Below are 17,429 nucleotides of genomic sequence, written 5' to 3'. Positions count from 1 at the left end.
TTACCAATCTTTTTCATTTGTTGCTGGAACGGCTTTTACTTTTTTTGCATTTAATTTATCTTGAATTTTCTTTTCTGCATTGTTAACTGCGTCCAATAAATTTTCGATTTGTTGTTTGTTTACACCAGAAGGTTTTGGATTTCCTTTCTCATCTTCTTTTTTGTCTCCATTTTGATTGTCTTTTTTATCATCTCCTTCTTTATTTTTATCTTCTGGATCACCCTTGTCAGAATCTTTTTTATCTTTATCCTGACCCTTATCTTGTTTGTCTTTTTTATCTTGATTATCTCCCTTATTGTCTTTTTGGTCTTGTTTTTTATCTTTGTCCTTATCTTTGTCTTTATCTTTTTTAGGCGGATTTTCTTTTTGCTTTTTCTTTGCTAAAGCATAATTATAACGTGTTTCTTCATCATAAGGATTATTTCTCAAAGCATTTTTATAGGCTTCTGCTGCTGCTGAATAGTTTTCTTCTAACATGAATGCATTTCCTAAATTATGGAAAGCCTTGTGTTTTTCTTCTTTAGTTTTCGCACTTTCAATGGCATTTAAAAACTTATATTTTGCTTCACTTGGCTGATTTTGTCTATAAATACTATTTCCAAGATTATAATTTGCGACTGCTTTTTTGGATTCGTTTGTTGCTTGTGAAACTCTAAAATCACTTTCAGCAGCTATGAAATTTTTATTGCTAAAAAGTTCCGTTCCTTCGTATAAATTTTTGTCTTTGTTCTGACTAAAAAGCAACGACGTAATACATAATGCGATTCCAATAATTATCCTTTGCATACTATCTTTCATTAAATAAGTTCAACTTTTGCAACCATGCTGTTTTTCGTTCTAAAAAGAAAACATCTATTAACAATAGGAAAAACGCAACTCCTAGAAACCATTGGAATTGTGTTTGATATTCCGCTATTTCTTGGGATTCAAATTCTGTTTTCTCTATAGTATCTAGTACTTGTTTTATTTCTTCTACTACTTGTTTTGTATTCTTTCCTTCAATATAAGCAGATTTGGTATTTTGAGCAATATTTTGAAGCGTCTCAGGGTTAAGTTTTGTAATTACAACCTGACCTTCATTGTCTTTTTTATATTCTGAAATTACACCATTATCTCCTTTAATTGGGATTGGTCCGCCATCTAATGTACCTACACCAATTGTAGTAATTTTAATTCCTTTTTCTTTCGCTATTTCACTTGCTTCTGCAGCTCCATCACCATGGTCTTCACCATCGGATACTAAAATTATTAATTTACTAGTATCCACAGCATCAAAATAAGTGGTCGCTAAATTAATAGCGTCATTAAGAGCTGTACCTTGAGAAGAAACCATATTGGTATTCATGTTTTGCAAATACATTTTAGCAATACTGTAATCGGTTGTCATAGGTAAAACGGGATAAGCACTTCCTGCATAACCTACGATACCAATTCGATCATTCCCTAAGCTATTGATTATCTGATTAATTAATTGTTTTGACTTTTCAAGGCGGCTTGGAGCAATATCTTCTGCTAACATACTTTTTGAAATATCTAAAGCAAAAACGATATCAATACCTTGTCTTTTAACCGTTTCCATTTTGGTTCCAATTTTGGGATTTACCAAAGCCAAAATTATACCTGTTAAAGCCAATACAACAGTTGCAAATTTTAGAGCAGGTTTAAATGTAGATTTTTCAGGACTTAGTTTTTTTACCAATTCCAAATCACCAAATTCTTTTTGCTTTTTCTTTTTCCAATATACCTGAAACAAGAATAACACTACTAAAAGGGGAAGTATTAGTAATAAATATAACAATATTGGTTCTTCTAATTTATGATACATTATATATTTTTTTAAACAAAACCTTTAAAAACAGTATTTTTCAAACCGATTTCTATTAAAACAAGCGCAAAAGCCAACCAAACTAAAGGTTTAAATTTTTCATCATAATTGAAATATTTTTTTTCTTCAATTTCAGTGGTTTCAAGCTTATTAATTTCAGCATAGATTTCTTCTAGCTTTTTATTATTCGTTGCCCTAAAATATTTTCCGTCAGTCGTTTTAGCAATTTCTTTCATTAAATCCTCATCTATTTCTACTTTCATGTTACGAAATAAAAATTGCCCGTTTGCTGTTTTTGTATAAGGAAAAGGAGCCATCCCATTGGTACCAATACCGATAGTGTATACTTTTATACCATATTGTTTTGCAATATCTGCAGCCATTCTTGGGTCAATCGTTCCCGCATTATTCACTCCATCAGTCAAAAGGATAATAATTCTACTTTTTGCTTTACTATCTTTTAAACGGTTAATTGCCGTGGCCAATCCTACTCCAATTCCGGTTCCATCAGCAATGATAGAATCATCATAATTTACAGTTCTTAAGGATTGCAAAACTACCGTTTTATCTGAAGTAACAGGAGTACGTGTATAGCTTTCTCCTGCATATACCACTAAACCTATTCTGTCATTTACTCTGTCTTCAATAAATTTTGCTGCCACTCTCTTTAATGCATCTAAACGATTGGGCTTTAAATCTTTGGCCAACATACTTCCAGAAACATCTATTGCCATGACGATATCAATACCTCGAGTAGTTCTTGATTTTTGGGTTACATCAACGCTTCTTGGTCGTGCTAAAGCTACAATAATGGAAGCAAGAGCCAAAATTCGCAATCCAAAAAGCAGCGGTTTTATTCTAGATAAAAGGGTTCTACTATTCGCAAATGGAGCTAAAGAACTCATTTTAATCGTCGCTGTTTGTTTTCTTATAGAATAGAAATACCAAGCAATTGCAATGGGCAAGGCTAAAAATAACCAGAAAAACTCAGGGTTTAAAAAAGTCACATTTTTCATTTTTCGGTTGCTTTTCTAAGTTCGACAGATGCAATCACACGTTCCATAATTTGTTTCGCATATTCATCCTCATTTCTGTAAATTAAGAACAATTCTTGTGCGCCTCCTGGTTGAGAAAACACATACAGTTCATAATTCATGAGTTGATTTTCTTTTTCCAATGGGTTTTGAACTGAAAAACTACCATATGCTTTTTTCCCAGTTAAACCTTTTGGATCTTCATAGTCTTCTTCCTTAACCGTAATGTTTTTTGCTCCTAATAATTCCATATTCTTCAAATCATATTCCACGACCTGATTCAAATCTACATTGGTAGTATCTTTGAAAGCTGTAGTGTTTAGAATTATTGAAAAATTATCCAATAGACTTCCATACATAAATTTTGCATTGGCTTTTACATGTGCTGGTAAGTTGTTTTGAATACGTTCATCAGAAACGCGTTTTAAAACTTTTGGAGTTGCTATAACAATGGCAGGATCTCCGTATTCAGAAGTAATCCATTCTTCATTTAGTAAAGATTTCGCACTATGTCCTATCCAATTGTTTCTAATATAATCGGTTCCTTTGGTTATCCCAATGAAAACACCTCCAATTAACAACAAAAAGAGTACTAAGGTTATCGGTATACCAATACGTTTTAATTTTTGTGAACGATTTCTTTTGCGTTTTAATTCTTCTGTAAATAAATTCTCTTTTTCTTCATCTGTTCTTGGAATCGCCTTATCAATTGAAATTAGAAATGAATCAATCATTTTTTTATCATTTTCAATTTCAAAATCCAATGGTTTTGATTTCGCAAATTTTACTAAATCAGCATTAGCCATTACTTTTTTGAATTTATCTAAAATGTCTTGACTTAGTTTAATTTTTTTCTTTTGAATGGTTGTTTTTAAAGTATCAAACAATTCATTTGAAGTACTTTCCATCGCTGGAATTTCAACCGCTTCTTCCAAATAATATCTCGTAATATCCGTCAATTCGGAATAATAGGCTTTGGTTTCACCTTTTTGCCAAAGTTCTTTTCCTTCTAAATTTTGTAATTGAGATAATGCTTTTTCAATTGGTGATGCAAAAAGAATTTCATCCGCTTCGTTCTTTTTAATTTGCTTCTTTTTGATCAAATAATACACTAGAAACCCAATAATAAGAATACCAACAATTCCTAATAGAACATATAACCAAAAATAATTGGTGGGCTGCTCTACCGTAATAATTGACTTAATATCATACATTTGTTGTTTTAGCGTATCTACAATTACTGGATTCACTGTTATTGCAAAAGAGTCCGTTTGAACCGCTTTATTATTGATAATAACTTGTAAAGCTGGAATTACATATCGTCCTGAATCAAATTGGGTTAGCCCATATTTTTTAATTAATTCTAGTTTATCATTATTTTTTATAGAATCTACAGCATAGGATTCTAAAACTTCAACTGGTCCAAAAAATTGTGCTTCTGGAAAAACGACTTTATCTTTTGAAGTAACGTTCGCTTTAATCGTCAAATTAAATTGAGAACCTATTTTAATTTGAGTAGAATCTATAGTAGATTGAATCGTTTGAGAAAAAACGATTGAAGTAAATAAAAAACAAAGGAGTATTTTTAAATTCTTTACCATTTTAATTTCTTGCTTTAAAATAACCCAGCAATTTGGTTACATAACTTTCATCCACCCTTGCGCTCACTGTTCCTGCTCCACATTTTGAAAAAGTATCTGTAAAATATTTTACATTGTCTTTATAGTATTTTTCGTAATTCATTCGCACACTTTTGGAATTCGTATCTACCAAAAATGATTCCCCTGTTTCTGCATCTAACATATTCACCATACCCAAATTTGGTATTGTTTCTTCCCTTTGATCATATACTCTTATTCCAGTAACATCATGTTTTTTGGAAGCAATTTTTAAGGTTTGTTCGTACTCTTTTACCATAAAATCGGAAATTAGAAATACGATTGCTTTTTTCTTCATTACACCCGATAAAAATTTTAATGCTTGGGCTAAATCAGTTTTTTTACTTTTCGGTTTAAACTCAATTAATTCTCTGATGATTCGTAAAACGTGAGATTTTCCTTTTTTAGGAGGAATAAATAATTCAATTTCGTCTGAAAAGAGAATTAGACCTACTTTATCATTATTTTGAGTTGAAGAAAAGGCTAATGTGGCGGCAATTTCTGTTACAATTTCATTTTTAAATTGATTTTTAGAGCCAAACGATTCCGAACCACTACAATCTACCATAAGCATCATGGTCAATTCCCGTTCTTCTTCAAAAACTTTAACATAAGGCTCATTATATCTTGCCGTAACATTCCAGTCTATGGCACGTACATCATCTCCATATTGATATTGACGCACTTCAGAAAAAGTCATCCCTCTTCCTTTAAAAGATGTATGATATTCACCAGAAAAGATATGATCGCTCAATCTTCTGGTTTTAATTTCAATTTTTCTTACTTTTTTGAGTATTTCTTTCGTTTCCATTTTTTTAGTATTCAGTGATCAGTTAAAAGTTTTCAGCAAAATTCAAAAATGACTTACTGCTACTGTTTACTGCCTACTAATTTTAAGGCACCTCTACTTCGTTCACAATTTTGTTAATGATATCGACTGAAGTGATGTTTTCAGCTTCAGCTTCATATGTAATTCCAATTCTATGACGTAATACATCGTGAACCACAGCTCTAACATCTTCTGGAATTACATAACCTCTTCGTTTAATAAAAGCATAACATTTTGCTGCAGTAGCTAAATTAATGCTTCCACGAGGTGAAGAACCAAAACTAATTAATGGTTTTAAACTTTCTAATTTGTATTTTTCTGGAAAACGAGTAGCGAAAATAATATCTAGTATATATTTTTCAATCTTTTCGTCCATGTATACTTCTCGAACCGCTTGCTGTGCTCTCAAAATTTGTTCTAAAGAAACCACTTGATTAACCTTTTCAAAAGTCCCGGATAGGTTTTGACGAATGACCATTCTTTCATCTTCCATCTTAGGGTAATCGATAACAGTTTTTAGCATAAAACGGTCAACTTGTGCTTCTGGTAAAGGATATGTTCCTTCTTGTTCTACTGGATTTTGGGTAGCCATTACTAAAAAAGGCTTGTCTAGTTTAAAAGTGGAATCACCAATAGTGACTTGTTTTTCTTGCATCGCTTCTAAGAGTGCTGATTGCACTTTAGCAGGAGCACGGTTAATCTCATCAGCAAGTACGAAATTGGCAAAAATTGGCCCTTTTTTAATGGTAAAATCGTTTTCTTTAATATTATAAATCATTGTTCCAACAACATCTGCTGGCAACAAATCTGGTGTAAACTGAATTCTGCTAAAACTACCATGCACCGCTTGAGAAAGCGTATTAATTGCTAATGTTTTTGCCAATCCAGGAACACCTTCTAACAAAATGTGACCTTGTCCTAAAAGTCCAATTAAGAGTCTTTCAATCATGTGTTTTTGTCCAACAATCACTTTGTTCATTTCCATAGTCAACAAATCAACAAAAGCACTTTCTCTTTCTATTTTTTCATTAATTGCTCTAATATCTAATGTTGCAGTATTTTCTTCCATTTTCAATTTATTTTGGTTCAAATTTTCAAAAAAATTTTAACAATTCAAAATTGAAAATTTATTTAGGACTACGATGTTAATATACCGTTAAAAAAATTAAGCTTAAGCATTATTTAAGCCTAATTTATGATTTTGTTTTTATTGTTTTAAGAATTTATATTAAAAAAGTGTTTTTAAATAATAATTCATTACAAATCAATAGTTTCTGTTTTTTTAATATACAACTAATAAAAAAAGCACATCGTCAAATGTGCTTTTCAAAAAATTTAAATTTATTTTTTTATAAGGTTTCAAAAGAATAAGTCATAGCAGCATTATTACTAGCACCACTTCGCAATTGCGTTATATTTTGCTTTCGAATGATATAATACTGATCAATTTCATCGTCAGAATCAGTAGACCAACTTCCTTTAATTTCATCTAAAACAGCCGTAATTGTATTTACTACAAAAGGTGTCCAAACAGCATCTCCTGTTCCTAAAGTTACACCCGTTCCTATTGCTTGTACAACAATATTAATTACACCTGCATAATCAAAGCCTGAATCCTCTTCCATGATAATCATGGTAGCCGCATTTCGAGTATGTTCATTCCAAAAAACAAAAGGCTGTTCTGGCGTATATAAAACATTTTTCTTTTTGATGTATGGCATTTGTAACACTCTTAACGGCGGTACATTGGGTTCGTTAAAGTTTTGATCAAAATTGAATACAATAGCATAAATTTCTGGATTTCCTTTAAACCAAGGCTCTTGAACATCCGATAATTTTATAGCATCTATTTTATTAAAATCAACAGCTGTTGCTCTTCCTGAAACAACTGGTGCATTTATTTGAGTATCAAAACCTCTTTTGGTTAATTCTTCATTTAACGAATTCATGCTTTTTTGAAATTCATATTTCCCATGTTGATCGATAAAAAGGATTGGTTTATTGCTGGGTTGAGAGGCGTCAACAAAAACAATTTCTCCATTTATATCAACTCCTTCTAGTGTTTTGGTGTTATCATCTACAGGAGCAAAAAGGATTTGCAAATCACTCAATGTCTTAGTATTTATGACTTCTTGATTATATATAAAACATTCTAAAACACCTTCTTTTTCGATTTCTGGAGTAATAAATTCTTTACTACTGGTTATTTTTAATTCGTTAAAAACTTCAGAAAGAAGGATTTCATTAAGGCTTTTAAATTTACTACTGCTTAATAATGCTGCTCCATTGTTTGTTTTTAATGCATTAGCAACCTGTTTTGCCAATTCAATTTTATCAGTAGTAACATACGTAAGCGTTTGATTTTCGACTTCAAGGGAAGTGTCATTACTACAAGAAAAAAACAGGCTTGAAAGGACGAAAAGCGATGTGATTTTTCTGAAATTAGTTTTCATAATTTTCATGTTTTAATTAAATATTACTGTTTGTTTGATTTTATATCGAAGTAAAGCTACAACAGATGTATAGCTTATGCTTACATGTTTTTTACCATTAATGTTAAAATTTTACCTTCCTTTTTCTTGAAATATTTATTTATATTTAACAGATTATCAACAAACTAATTTAATTGCAAAACATTTTGAATCCGCTCAAATAAAACAGTAAATTAGTGGCAAATTATTTCAGGAGATGCTAAATAAAAGATTACTTATAAAAAATTTATTGGCTCATAATGATGAAAGTAGTTTTTACGATAAGAAAAGGCAATTAAATTTACATACAAAAGAAGGTAAGGCTAAATTTTTAAAACATATTTGTGCTCTATCAAACTCCAATCCAGCTAATAATTCTTATATTATTGTTGGTGTAGAAGATGAAAACAATGAGATTGTTGGAGATGATTTTTTTGATGATAGTAAAATACAAAATTTAGTAAATGCTTACATAGACAACCCTCCAAAAATCCAATACGAAAATGTTCCTTTTCCGAATTTAGCCAAAGACAAAGTCATTGGTTTGGTTACGATAAAACCCAAAAGTAAAATTTCTTCTTTTAAAAAAGGCATACATACCATACTTGCGAATACTGTTTTTGTAAGAAGAGGAAGTAATTCCATTCCTACAGAAGAAAAAATACCTTTTTCTAAAATAAACACCGAAACTGTAATTAGTATTGAAAACAATTCTAGAAACAGCATAGAGCACACCTTAGATGGTGTTCAAGATTTCATCAATGTAAGGCATAAAGACCTATATTGTAAGTATAAAGTCTTCAAGGAATTATTTGTAGTTTGCTGGGCAGGAGTTAAAAAAAATGTGCGCAATACTATTTTTTATTCCAGAGTAGATATTGAACTAATCAACGAACAAGTCAAATTGTTTTATTCCGCTCAAGATGATGTAACTATTACCTATGATGCATCTTCATTTATTATTACCGAACATATTGCTTTAGGCATTAATGATAAAACAAGTTACTACCCTTTGGAAAGGTTGACAATTACCTTTTTTGATAATGGTTATTATAAAATGGATACAGAGATGTTATTTGTACCTCCTCAGTACAATAGAAAAATGCTACATCATATTTATAATTCCAATATTAGCTTATTAAAAAAACTAGAAAAAGGAATTACTTTAACCGAACGAGAAAACAAAGAAGTTTTATCCATTCCATCTACGCTCATGATTTGTTATCTCAATGGTTTTGAGGATGCCAAACAAAAGTTAATAGATAGCAAAACGCACTTTAAACAATTTGAAAACATAAAAGTTTACTCTGAATTTAAAGAAGTGATGCGCGTTCTTAGAAAAATGAAGTACAATTAAATTTTAAACAAAGCCTTGTTTTTTTGCTTCTCTAACAATGTCTTCGTCTGTACCTCCTTTAACACAAAAATAATCTTTAATTTGAGCTTTTCTTTTATCAATAGAACTTTGCGCTAAATTGATATAATTGGGAAGATTCTTAGATAAAACGCCTTGCGCAAGTAAAGAAATAATAGTACGATTGTTTTCATCTAGAAAAACATTGTTTTTTACTTCCAGCATTTCTTGTATACTCTCTTTTACCGTCTTACTAACGTATTTTTCTTTATTAATGATTACTTCAAAAGCTCTCAAAAATTCTTCAGCAGTAAAGTCGCTTTTTACAAGTAAACCATCTGGTTCAATATTTGTTTGAATATCATATAAAATAAAAGCTTCCGCATGAGACGTTAGAATTACAATTTTTGCAAAAGGAAACTTTTTCTTAGCAAGAATAGCTAAATCTTGTCCAGAATTGATGTTTTTTTCTTCATAAGGAGGGAGACTTAAATCTAGGAAGACCATGTCAAATTCATATAAATCTTCCGATTTCATCATTCTTTTGTATGCAGATTCGCAGTCAAATGCTGAAGTAACATTAATTTCATATCCTAAATCGTTATAAGACAAAATGCTCTTATAACCCTCAATCATGGATGGATGATCGTCAATCATAAAAATGTTTACTTTCTTAGAACTCATTATTTTATTATTTTAATTGATTGGTAATTTGATTATTATTTTTGTGCCTTTGCCGATTTCAGAAGTAATATCAAAATCTCCTTTCACAGATTCTGTTCTTTGGAACATGTTTTTCATTCCTATTCCTTTCTTCGCTTTATTGGTATTGAAGCCTTCTCCATCGTCTATTATTTGTAAAGTTACAATTTTTTCTTGTTTATCTATGTTTATATAAATATTTTCTGCGTTGGCATATTTGTTACAATTATTTAATGCTTCTTGTAATATTCGATATAAATTCATTTTAATTTCTATATCAATATTTTCCCAAACAATATCTTTGTCTATTTCATAAATACAATTCGCAGGATAAAGTTCATTTTGTTCCGTTAATAATTCGGTAAGAATGGTTTTAAAGTTTCCTTTTTCAGAAAATGTATCATTGCTTAATTCATGTGCGATGACTCTAACTTCCTTTTCAATATTTTGAATTTCATTAATATGCCCAATACATTTTTTTATTGTTTCTTCATCATTTCTTTTGGTAAGAACGAATAAATTCAATCTTGTACTGGCTAATTTATTCATAATTCCATCATGAAGTTCTCTCGCAATTCTATTTTTCTCAATGTTTTTTACCTCATCAATCTTTGTTTGTTGATCGAGCATTAGTTGGTATATTTCTTCATTGGCTTTTTGCTGTTCTTGTGTAAACAATAATTCTTTTTGTTTCGCTCTTTGAAAAAGAATTACAAATAATAATGCGCCAATGAAGGCAACTAAGATGGATACTGTTAATATCGTTTTCTTTTCACTAGAAATTTCCAAGTTTTCATGAATAATTTCATCCGTTTCATATTCTATACGCGCTAATTTATTTCGGGTTGCTCTTTCTAAATCATTGAGGCTATCACTAAGTTTTATGTATTTTTGGGCATACTTTAGACCATTAGAAGGGTCTATTTTAGTGTATAAATCTAAGGTTTTGAGTATTTCTTTATTATAATTAGATTTATCCGCAAGAGTATATGCTTCGTTATTGAGCTGTAACGCTTTCGTTTTATTAGCTTTTGACAGGTAATATTCGGTTAAATGAATTTTACTTTTTATAATTCCAGCAATATTATTGATACTATCTCTTAAAAATAAAGCACGATTCAACTCATCATAACCTTCATCATTATTTAATTTAAATTTACAATAGGCATAATTATCAAGTAATGCCGAATATAATACAGGTTGTTTTTTAAGTAAATTTTCAATTTTTAAACCTTCTGAAAAATTTTCTAAGGCTTTTTTGTATTGGTTATTATTCTGATACACTAAACCAATGTTGTGAAACGTTTGCGCTTTAAAGTCTTCGTACAAATAATTGTCTTTCAATTTTTCAATTTGCGACAAGGCTTTTTCATGATAATAAAGTGCTTTTTCATAATTGCCTAATCCAGATAAGGCACTCCCCAAATTACCATAACATTGATATACTAGTAATTTATCTGAAATATTCAATGAAATATCCAACGCTTTAATCGTCGCTGTTTCACTTCCTAAAAAATCCTTTTCATAAAGTAAAACGTAGGCTTTGTGTAGGATTGTATTGGCTAAATTTTCTTTATCATCGATTTTATTATAAATTTTTTCAGCGTTGTTATAATACCAATAAGCACTATCATTTTTTGCATTTTCAAAAAAATAGTCGCCTAAGTAATATAATGCTTTTGCTACAGTTGCAGAATCTTTACTTGCTCTACCTAAAGCTAAAACTTCATTGGTAACCTTTTTATATTTTTCCAATTCATAAAGAGGAAAATAACGATTGGCTACTTTAAAATAATTTCTTCTTGTAATAGAATCATTTTTTTGCCCTTTAATAGCTTGATAGGCTAAGTCTCCAAAGCGAATTCGCATTTCTTTCGAAATAGTTTCTTTTTGAGCTAGAGAAAGATAATTATTAATTTTTTGATTTTGAGCATCAAGTATCAACTCTTGATTTTTACCATCAGAGCAACTTATAAACTGTAAAAAAAGAAGTATTAAAATAATTTTTTTCAAGCACTAAAATATTAATTTATGTACAAACACAAATTTAATGATTTTCTTACACGCATTAATCGTTTTTAATAATTAGTATTGGATTATATGAATTTCCTTCTCCTAGAAGTACAATTTGATTGGTTCTATTTTCCTGAGCAACTTCTTTATTACTTGAATTAATAGTTACCGTTAAATAGGATATTATTGAAGAAGATATTACTAAAAGAATGCTTAACGAATAGATTACTTTTTTCATGAGATACTTTTTAAAATTATATATAGATAGCTTTTTTAGTCTTTTTTAGGGATGATGATAGGGTCTGTTTCAACCGTTTCGTTGTTATCATCAGCGTGAATATTAGCTGTGTTTTGTTCCATATCAGCATCATAGGAATCTGTAGTGCAAGAAATCGTAGATAGAGATACTAATAAAACAACTACTAAAGGGAAGAATATTTTTTTCATAAGAATTAAGTTTTAAAATAATTAGGATTAGGTTTGGGGTTAATCTTTTTTGGGAATGATAATTGGATCGGTTTCAACAGTAACTGTTGTATCATCAGCATGAACTGTTGATGCATTTTTTTCCAAATCTGCATCATAGGAATCCGTTGTACAAGAAATACTTAATAAACAAACCATGAATATAAATACTAGTGTAAAAATTGATTTTTTCATAAAAATAAGTTTTAAAAATATAAAATTCAAGCTTAGTCTTTTTTAGGAATAATAATAGGATCAGTTTCTACAGTTGTTACTGTATCATCTGCATGAATATTAGAAGTATTATTTTCCATATCAGCATCATAAGAATCAGTTGTACAAGAAACAAGGAATAAAGTCATTGTTAAAGCAACTACTAGGGTAAGAATTGTGTTTTTCATAAGTATTACGTTTTAAATGTTAAAATTGGGATTTGGGGGATTAATCTTTTTTAGGAATAATAATAGGATCTGTTTGTACAGTTGTTCCTGTATCATCTGCATGAATATTAGAAGCGTTATTTTCCATATCAGCATCATAAGAGTCTGTTGTACAAGAAACAATGGATAAAGACATTGTTAAAGCTACTACTAGGGTAAGAATTGTGTTTTTCATAAGTAATACGTTTTAAAATTAAAAATGGGGATTGGGGGATTAATCTTTTTTAGGAATAATAATAGGATCTGTTTGTACTGTTTCTCCAGTATCATCTGCATGAATATTAGAAGCATTATTTTCCATATCAGCATCATATGAATCGGTTGTACAAGAAACACTTGAAAAAGAAGCAATTAAAACAACAACCAGTGTAAGGAATATTTTTTTCATAAGTAATATGTTTTAAAAAATGAATTAGGAGTTAGATTAGTCTTTTTTAGGGATAATAATAGGATCTGTTTGTACTATTTCTCCAGTATCATCTGCATGAATATTAGAAGCATTATTTTCCATATCAGCATCATATGAATCGGTTGTACAAGAAACACTTGAAAAAGAAGCAATTAAAACAACAGCCAGTGTAAGAAATATTTTTTTCATAAGTAATACGTTTTAAAAAATGAATTAGGAGTTAGATTAGTCTTTTTTAGGAATAATAATAGGATCTGTTTGTACTGTTTCTCCAGTATCATCTGCATGAATGTTTGCCGCATTGTTTTCCATATCAGCATCATAAGAGTCTGTTGTACAAGAAACAACGAATAGAGATGCAATTAAAATAAGCGCTAGAGTAAAGATTGATTTTTTCATACTTCTAAAATTTAAATTTGATTATATTGTTATTTTTAATTATTTTAACAAACTATAGTGTTATCAATGCATTTTTGTAACACCTTATTTTTGTCGATTCAAAAATAAGGTGTTACAAAATTTTAATTTTACAAGTTTTCTGCCGATTTTGTTAAAGTTTTAGCACATAGCGCTCTGTTTATTAATTATTTAGTTAAAAATGAGAAGATTTGTAATTGGAGATATACATGGTGGCTTAAAAGGGTTACAACAAGTTTTAAATCGTTGTAATCTCAAAGAGGAAGATAAAGTAATTTTTTTAGGAGATTATGTCGATGGCTGGAGTGAATCAGAGAAAGTTATCGATTATCTTATAACGCTAAATGGTAATCAAAATTGTGTGTTTTTAAGAGGGAATCATGACGATTTATTATTAAATTATCTGAAAACCAACCAATTTAACAAGGAGTGGTTTCAGCATGGAGGCGAATCGACCATTGAAGCGTATCAAAAAGTAGATTCCAAAACCATACAAAACCATATTGAATTTTTAGAATCCCTTCAAGACTATTATATAGATGAAGCAAACAGGTTGTTTATACATGCTGGTTTTACCAATTTAAAAGGGGTTGAATTTGAGTATTTTAAACCTTTGTTTTATTGGGACAGAACATTATGGGAATGCGCGTTGGCTTTAAATTTAAACTTAAATAGAGATAGTGTGTATTATCCCAATCGCTTAAAATTATATCAAGAAATTTATATTGGGCATACCCCAGTTACAAGAATAGGTATAACTATTCCTCATAATATAGCCAACGTTTGGAACTTAGATACTGGTGCAGCCTTTAAAGGTCCTCTAACAATTTTAGATATTGATAGTAAAGAATTTTGGCAAAGCGACCCACTACATACGCTTTATCCAAATGAAAGAGGGAGAAATTAACTAATATTTTTATCTTTGTACAAAATAAAACACAATGAAAAAAGTATTACTTATATTGGCTTTAGGTACGTTTGCTTTATCTAATGCACAGGTTTTCTCAGGTAAAGGAGACAAAAAATTTCAAGTAGGTGCCAATTTCCAAGAAAAAGGAACTGGAATAATTGCTACCTATGATAATGGATTAGGCAAAAATATGTCTTTCGGTTTTACCGCTGCTTATTTATTAGGTATCGAAGAGATTTTAGGAGAGAAACCAAACTTTGATGATCGTTTTGATATTCGCGCAAGGTTTAGTGCTAATATTGCAGATATCTTTAATATTGAAGAAAAAATAGATGTCTATCCAGGTTTGAATATTGGTGTAAAAAACTTTGGAGCTCATTTAGGGGCTCGTTATTTCTTTTCAGAAGGATTTGGTATTTATTCTGAAGTACAATTTCCTATTGCCATGTATGATAATGATCCTGTAGGGTTTGAAAAATACAACAACCAATTCAATTTTTCTATTGGAGCCAGCTTTAATTTATAAGAATGAGTGTAATTGAAAAAAAACTAAAGGACAGAAGTAACGCACAATGTGAATTATGTGGTAACGAACATGATTTACAAGTTTTTAACGTTGCACCATATACAGATGAAAGTTTAGAACATTCTATTTTAGCTTGTAAAACGTGTATTGCTCAAATAGAAAATCCAGAAGAAATCGATTTAAATCATTGGAGGTGTTTGAATGAATCAATGTGGAATGAAAATCTACCCGTTCAAATTGTTTCTTGGAGAATGCATGCTCGATTAAAAAATATTGACATGCTTGAAATGATGTATTTAGATGAAGAAGCTTTAGAATGGGCAAAAGCAACAGGAGAAGGTGACGATGATGAAGGTAAAATTATTCATAAAGATTCTAATGGCAATATCCTTGAAGATGGAGATTCAGTTGTACTTATTAAAGATTTGGATGTAAAAGGAGCTAATTTCACAGCAAAAAGAGGTGCTGCAGTGCACAATATTAAATTAGTTTGGGATAATGCGGAGCAAATTGAAGGCCGTGTTGAAAACCAACACATAGTGATATTAACACAATATGTGAAGAAAACGAAATAATGTTGACTTCAATACACAACAAAAAAGGAATTCTTCAATAAGAATTCCTTTTTTGTTTATAATACATAGTGTGATAATTGTACGATTTACTGACAATATAAAATTTGAAGCAATCGCCTCATAACGGGTTTATGTTGTAGCTTTTGTCTTACAAATAGAAAACTTTAAAACTTTTTATATTGAAACTCATAAGTATCAAAGTGGATTGTTTTATCTTTCGAAACATACCATAATCCCGATAACACGGATTTACATCATCAGTATGTTCTAGAACTTCTTGTGCACTTTTGCGTAGGTAGCGGTTAATTCTCCAGTCAAAAATAAGATTTGAAGGGCTAATTATAAAGCATAAAAAAACCACCCGAAGGTGGTTAAGAATTATATTAGAAGTATTTACTTTTGAGGTGAAATAGGTTCGTAATAATTTCCTCTTTCATGGTCTCCATAATACTTTTCTTCATCTTCTTGAGTGGCTGGAACCAAATACAATGGGTAATTATAATCATAAAACCGTTTAATTTTTTCATAAAACTCATAAAAGTAACGTAAGGCTTTGTCCTCGTAATTCCTACCATTAATTACATATTTTTCACCAAAATATTCTATTTCTTCGTCATATCTGTAGTTGATGTGGTCTAAAAATTCTCTACATTGGGTTTTTAATAAATCCTTTAACTTCAACTCCATTTCTGTTAGCAATGCTAAAAACAATGTGCTTTTGGGTTCTAAAATAATGGCTTCATGTCCAAATTTTTCTCCTAATACTTTTTCAAACACTATTCTTCTATAATTTGTTAGATTATGAGGTGCTTCTTTACCACCAGGATAATCTTCTGCAACAATAAGGTATCCTTTATCTGTATGTAGAGTATTAGAATACCCACATTCTCTGTAATCTTGCACCGCAACAATTACATATTTTAATCTTTTATCTTCCATTTTATTATTTTATAAAAATTAATTCTAATTCTTTTAATAGATTTATATTGTCATCAACAGCCTCAGAAACTTTTGGGTAAGAAACCCTACTGTGCAAAGTCTCCTGACTTTGAGCTACTACAAATAAACCTATTTTTCCAAAATGAACTTATTAGATTTCGAATAAAAATGCCACAATGTAAATAACTGTGGCATTTAATTATCTTAATTCAAAGTCAGGAGACTTTTCGCAACGGGGGCAAAACACTCTTAAGGAACTTAAAGAAATCATCTAATAAAAATAAAAAACGCCTTAATTTCTTAAGACGTTTTTAAAATTAACTGTTTTCAGCTACAAACTTTTTGAAATTCTCCATAAAATCTATAAATTCTTCATGATTTAGTAGCAAATTCGTTTTTTCAGTATCATCTATACCCGATTTTTGAGATAACACATCGATAAGTAATATTCCATTTACATTAGAATAAAGTGTAAGGTTTTCGTTTGCCCATATATATTCTTGCCCTTTAGGTTTAGTTTTGTTGTTCTCAACATTATTAATAATTTCTTGAATCATATTAATAGTCCAACCACTGTCACCAAATCTAGTTAAAACACTACTTTTTGATTCAATTAAAAAATAGACACTTCCAGTGGTCTCAATCTCTTTTTTGTAAAATTTATATTCCATTTTTCTAATATATTTTTGGATGTGAATTTATAATTTTTCCATTTTTTATTTGTATAATTATTTTAAAACCAACCCGATATCGCATTCTATGATAAAAAACAAGTAAAAATATAAAATAATCAACAGGCAAACTTATACGTGTTTATGTATGGAGTTTGTCTGTTAATTACAGCAAATACTCTGCTTAAGAT

At 30.0% G+C, this 17,429-nt stretch carries 23 protein-coding genes; 4 read left to right on the top strand and 19 right to left on the bottom strand.

Going from position 1 to position 17,429, the window contains the following annotated elements; all coding sequences use genetic code 11:
• The 7 genes from FHG05_RS17595 to FHG05_RS17565 form a co-directional block, all read right to left on the bottom strand.
• Positions 1 to 786, bottom strand: coding sequence for a tetratricopeptide repeat protein (locus tag FHG05_RS17595; RefSeq protein ID WP_140999452.1), 786 nt, complete (start codon positions 784 to 786; stop codon positions 1 to 3).
• 1 nt (position 787) lies between these two features.
• Complete coding sequence (locus tag FHG05_RS17590; protein WP_140999425.1) at positions 788 to 1,825, bottom strand: VWA domain-containing protein; 1,038 nt, start codon at positions 1,823 to 1,825, stop codon at positions 788 to 790.
• 11 nt (positions 1,826 to 1,836) lie between these two features.
• Entirely contained in the window at positions 1,837 to 2,841 is a 1,005-nt protein-coding gene (locus FHG05_RS17585) for a vWA domain-containing protein (RefSeq protein ID WP_140999424.1), read from the bottom strand.
• Positions 2,838 to 4,460: a BatD family protein gene (locus tag FHG05_RS17580; RefSeq protein ID WP_140999423.1), complete on the bottom strand. Its 1,623-nt coding sequence runs from the start codon at positions 4,458 to 4,460 to the stop codon at positions 2,838 to 2,840. The genes FHG05_RS17585 and FHG05_RS17580 overlap by 4 nt, the downstream gene beginning before the upstream one ends.
• A gap of 1 nt (position 4,461) precedes the next feature.
• Positions 4,462 to 5,328 (bottom strand): DUF58 domain-containing protein, encoded by an 867-nt coding sequence (locus FHG05_RS17575; RefSeq protein ID WP_140999421.1) that lies wholly within the window; start codon positions 5,326 to 5,328, stop codon positions 4,462 to 4,464.
• 82 nt (positions 5,329 to 5,410) lie between these two features.
• Positions 5,411 to 6,415, bottom strand: coding sequence for an AAA family ATPase (locus FHG05_RS17570; protein WP_140999420.1), 1,005 nt, complete (start codon positions 6,413 to 6,415; stop codon positions 5,411 to 5,413).
• Positions 6,416 to 6,695: 280 nt separating this feature from the next.
• A complete protein-coding gene (locus FHG05_RS17565) occupies positions 6,696 to 7,799 on the bottom strand; it encodes a DUF3103 family protein (RefSeq protein WP_181369193.1) in 1,104 nt (367 codons plus the stop codon).
• Between the two features lie 235 nt (positions 7,800 to 8,034).
• On the opposite strand from FHG05_RS17565, the gene FHG05_RS17560 reads away from it, so the two are divergent.
• A complete protein-coding gene (locus tag FHG05_RS17560; RefSeq protein WP_140999418.1) occupies positions 8,035 to 9,174 on the top strand; it encodes an ATP-binding protein in 1,140 nt (379 codons plus the stop codon).
• Positions 9,175 to 9,177: 3 nt separating this feature from the next.
• On the opposite strand, the gene FHG05_RS17555 is transcribed toward FHG05_RS17560, so the two are convergent.
• The 10 genes from FHG05_RS17555 to FHG05_RS18475 are packed head-to-tail and all read right to left on the bottom strand — an operon-like array spanning position 9,178 to position 13,599.
• Positions 9,178 to 9,855: a response regulator gene (locus tag FHG05_RS17555; protein ID WP_140999417.1), complete on the bottom strand. Its 678-nt coding sequence runs from the start codon at positions 9,853 to 9,855 to the stop codon at positions 9,178 to 9,180.
• A gap of 12 nt (positions 9,856 to 9,867) precedes the next feature.
• Complete coding sequence (locus tag FHG05_RS17550; RefSeq protein ID WP_140999416.1) at positions 9,868 to 11,886, bottom strand: tetratricopeptide repeat-containing sensor histidine kinase; 2,019 nt, start codon at positions 11,884 to 11,886, stop codon at positions 9,868 to 9,870.
• Positions 11,887 to 11,941: 55 nt separating this feature from the next.
• Positions 11,942 to 12,124 (bottom strand): hypothetical protein, encoded by a 183-nt coding sequence (locus FHG05_RS17545; protein WP_140999415.1) that lies wholly within the window; start codon positions 12,122 to 12,124, stop codon positions 11,942 to 11,944.
• 35 nt (positions 12,125 to 12,159) lie between these two features.
• Complete coding sequence (locus FHG05_RS18505) at positions 12,160 to 12,333, bottom strand: hypothetical protein (protein ID WP_157504315.1); 174 nt, start codon at positions 12,331 to 12,333, stop codon at positions 12,160 to 12,162.
• Between the two features lie 39 nt (positions 12,334 to 12,372).
• Positions 12,373 to 12,546, bottom strand: coding sequence for a hypothetical protein (locus FHG05_RS18500; protein WP_157504313.1), 174 nt, complete (start codon positions 12,544 to 12,546; stop codon positions 12,373 to 12,375).
• Positions 12,547 to 12,578: 32 nt separating this feature from the next.
• Positions 12,579 to 12,752, bottom strand: coding sequence for a hypothetical protein (locus tag FHG05_RS18495; RefSeq protein WP_157504311.1), 174 nt, complete (start codon positions 12,750 to 12,752; stop codon positions 12,579 to 12,581).
• A 40-nt stretch (positions 12,753 to 12,792) separates the two neighbouring features.
• A complete protein-coding gene (locus tag FHG05_RS18490; RefSeq protein WP_157504309.1) occupies positions 12,793 to 12,966 on the bottom strand; it encodes a hypothetical protein in 174 nt (57 codons plus the stop codon).
• Positions 12,967 to 13,005: 39 nt separating this feature from the next.
• Positions 13,006 to 13,179 (bottom strand): hypothetical protein, encoded by a 174-nt coding sequence (locus tag FHG05_RS18485; RefSeq protein ID WP_157504307.1) that lies wholly within the window; start codon positions 13,177 to 13,179, stop codon positions 13,006 to 13,008.
• Positions 13,180 to 13,215: 36 nt separating this feature from the next.
• The gene (locus FHG05_RS18480) at positions 13,216 to 13,389 is read right to left on the bottom strand and encodes a hypothetical protein (RefSeq protein WP_157504305.1); all 174 of its coding nucleotides are present in this window, start codon (positions 13,387 to 13,389) and stop codon (positions 13,216 to 13,218) included.
• 36 nt (positions 13,390 to 13,425) lie between these two features.
• Entirely contained in the window at positions 13,426 to 13,599 is a 174-nt protein-coding gene (locus FHG05_RS18475; protein ID WP_157504303.1) for a hypothetical protein, read from the bottom strand.
• Between the two features lie 199 nt (positions 13,600 to 13,798).
• Here FHG05_RS18475 and FHG05_RS17540 point away from each other — a divergent pair, with 199 nt between their 5' ends.
• The 3 genes from FHG05_RS17540 to FHG05_RS17530 are packed head-to-tail and all read left to right on the top strand — an operon-like array spanning position 13,799 to position 15,628.
• The gene (locus tag FHG05_RS17540) at positions 13,799 to 14,524 is read left to right on the top strand and encodes a metallophosphoesterase (RefSeq protein WP_140999414.1); all 726 of its coding nucleotides are present in this window, start codon (positions 13,799 to 13,801) and stop codon (positions 14,522 to 14,524) included.
• A gap of 34 nt (positions 14,525 to 14,558) precedes the next feature.
• Positions 14,559 to 15,053, top strand: coding sequence for a DUF6646 family protein (locus tag FHG05_RS17535; RefSeq protein WP_140999413.1), 495 nt, complete (start codon positions 14,559 to 14,561; stop codon positions 15,051 to 15,053).
• A gap of 2 nt (positions 15,054 to 15,055) precedes the next feature.
• Positions 15,056 to 15,628, top strand: a complete 573-nt coding sequence (locus tag FHG05_RS17530; protein WP_140999412.1) for a PhnA domain-containing protein — start codon at positions 15,056 to 15,058, stop codon at positions 15,626 to 15,628.
• 393 nt (positions 15,629 to 16,021) lie between these two features.
• Here FHG05_RS17530 and FHG05_RS17525 read toward each other — a convergent pair whose 3' ends face one another.
• Together FHG05_RS17525 and FHG05_RS17520 are read right to left on the bottom strand one after the other, a co-directional pair.
• A complete protein-coding gene (locus FHG05_RS17525) occupies positions 16,022 to 16,567 on the bottom strand; it encodes a hypothetical protein (protein ID WP_140999411.1) in 546 nt (181 codons plus the stop codon).
• Positions 16,568 to 16,884: 317 nt separating this feature from the next.
• Entirely contained in the window at positions 16,885 to 17,238 is a 354-nt protein-coding gene (locus FHG05_RS17520) for a hypothetical protein (RefSeq protein ID WP_140999410.1), read from the bottom strand.
• Between the last annotated feature and the right edge of the window lie 191 nt (positions 17,239 to 17,429).

The sequence above is a fragment of the Flavobacterium profundi genome (assembly GCF_006491645.1).
In the GTDB taxonomy this organism is placed as follows: domain Bacteria; phylum Bacteroidota; class Bacteroidia; order Flavobacteriales; family Flavobacteriaceae; genus Flavobacterium; species Flavobacterium profundi.
This window is presented reverse-complemented; position numbering and strand designations above follow the sequence as displayed.

Excerpts from the sequence above, each read along its gene's own strand:
- FHG05_RS17595 (WP_140999452.1), bottom strand. The coding sequence starts at position 786 with ATGCAAAGGATAATTATTGGAATCGCATTATGTATTACGTCGTTGCTT.
- FHG05_RS17590 (WP_140999425.1), bottom strand. The coding sequence starts at position 1,825 with ATGTATCATAAATTAGAAGAACCAATATTGTTATATTTATTACTAATA.
- FHG05_RS17585 (WP_140999424.1), bottom strand. The coding sequence starts at position 2,841 with ATGAAAAATGTGACTTTTTTAAACCCTGAGTTTTTCTGGTTATTTTTA.
- FHG05_RS17580 (WP_140999423.1), bottom strand. The coding sequence starts at position 4,460 with ATGGTAAAGAATTTAAAAATACTCCTTTGTTTTTTATTTACTTCAATC.
- FHG05_RS17575 (WP_140999421.1), bottom strand. The coding sequence starts at position 5,328 with ATGGAAACGAAAGAAATACTCAAAAAAGTAAGAAAAATTGAAATTAAA.
- FHG05_RS17570 (WP_140999420.1), bottom strand. The coding sequence starts at position 6,415 with ATGGAAGAAAATACTGCAACATTAGATATTAGAGCAATTAATGAAAAA.
- FHG05_RS17565 (WP_181369193.1), bottom strand. The coding sequence starts at position 7,799 with ATGAAAACTAATTTCAGAAAAATCACATCGCTTTTCGTCCTTTCAAGC.
- FHG05_RS17560 (WP_140999418.1), top strand. The coding sequence starts at position 8,035 with ATGCTAAATAAAAGATTACTTATAAAAAATTTATTGGCTCATAATGAT.
- FHG05_RS17555 (WP_140999417.1), bottom strand. The coding sequence starts at position 9,855 with ATGAGTTCTAAGAAAGTAAACATTTTTATGATTGACGATCATCCATCC.
- FHG05_RS17545 (WP_140999415.1), bottom strand. The coding sequence starts at position 12,124 with ATGAAAAAAGTAATCTATTCGTTAAGCATTCTTTTAGTAATATCTTCT.
- FHG05_RS18505 (WP_157504315.1), bottom strand. The coding sequence starts at position 12,333 with ATGAAAAAAATATTCTTCCCTTTAGTAGTTGTTTTATTAGTATCTCTA.
- FHG05_RS18500 (WP_157504313.1), bottom strand. The coding sequence starts at position 12,546 with ATGAAAAAATCAATTTTTACACTAGTATTTATATTCATGGTTTGTTTA.
- FHG05_RS18495 (WP_157504311.1), bottom strand. The coding sequence starts at position 12,752 with ATGAAAAACACAATTCTTACCCTAGTAGTTGCTTTAACAATGACTTTA.
- FHG05_RS18490 (WP_157504309.1), bottom strand. The coding sequence starts at position 12,966 with ATGAAAAACACAATTCTTACCCTAGTAGTAGCTTTAACAATGTCTTTA.
- FHG05_RS18485 (WP_157504307.1), bottom strand. The coding sequence starts at position 13,179 with ATGAAAAAAATATTCCTTACACTGGTTGTTGTTTTAATTGCTTCTTTT.
- FHG05_RS18480 (WP_157504305.1), bottom strand. The coding sequence starts at position 13,389 with ATGAAAAAAATATTTCTTACACTGGCTGTTGTTTTAATTGCTTCTTTT.
- FHG05_RS18475 (WP_157504303.1), bottom strand. The coding sequence starts at position 13,599 with ATGAAAAAATCAATCTTTACTCTAGCGCTTATTTTAATTGCATCTCTA.
- FHG05_RS17540 (WP_140999414.1), top strand. The coding sequence starts at position 13,799 with ATGAGAAGATTTGTAATTGGAGATATACATGGTGGCTTAAAAGGGTTA.
- FHG05_RS17535 (WP_140999413.1), top strand. The coding sequence starts at position 14,559 with ATGAAAAAAGTATTACTTATATTGGCTTTAGGTACGTTTGCTTTATCT.
- FHG05_RS17530 (WP_140999412.1), top strand. The coding sequence starts at position 15,056 with ATGAGTGTAATTGAAAAAAAACTAAAGGACAGAAGTAACGCACAATGT.
- FHG05_RS17525 (WP_140999411.1), bottom strand. The coding sequence starts at position 16,567 with ATGGAAGATAAAAGATTAAAATATGTAATTGTTGCGGTGCAAGATTAC.
- FHG05_RS17520 (WP_140999410.1), bottom strand. The coding sequence starts at position 17,238 with ATGGAATATAAATTTTACAAAAAAGAGATTGAGACCACTGGAAGTGTC.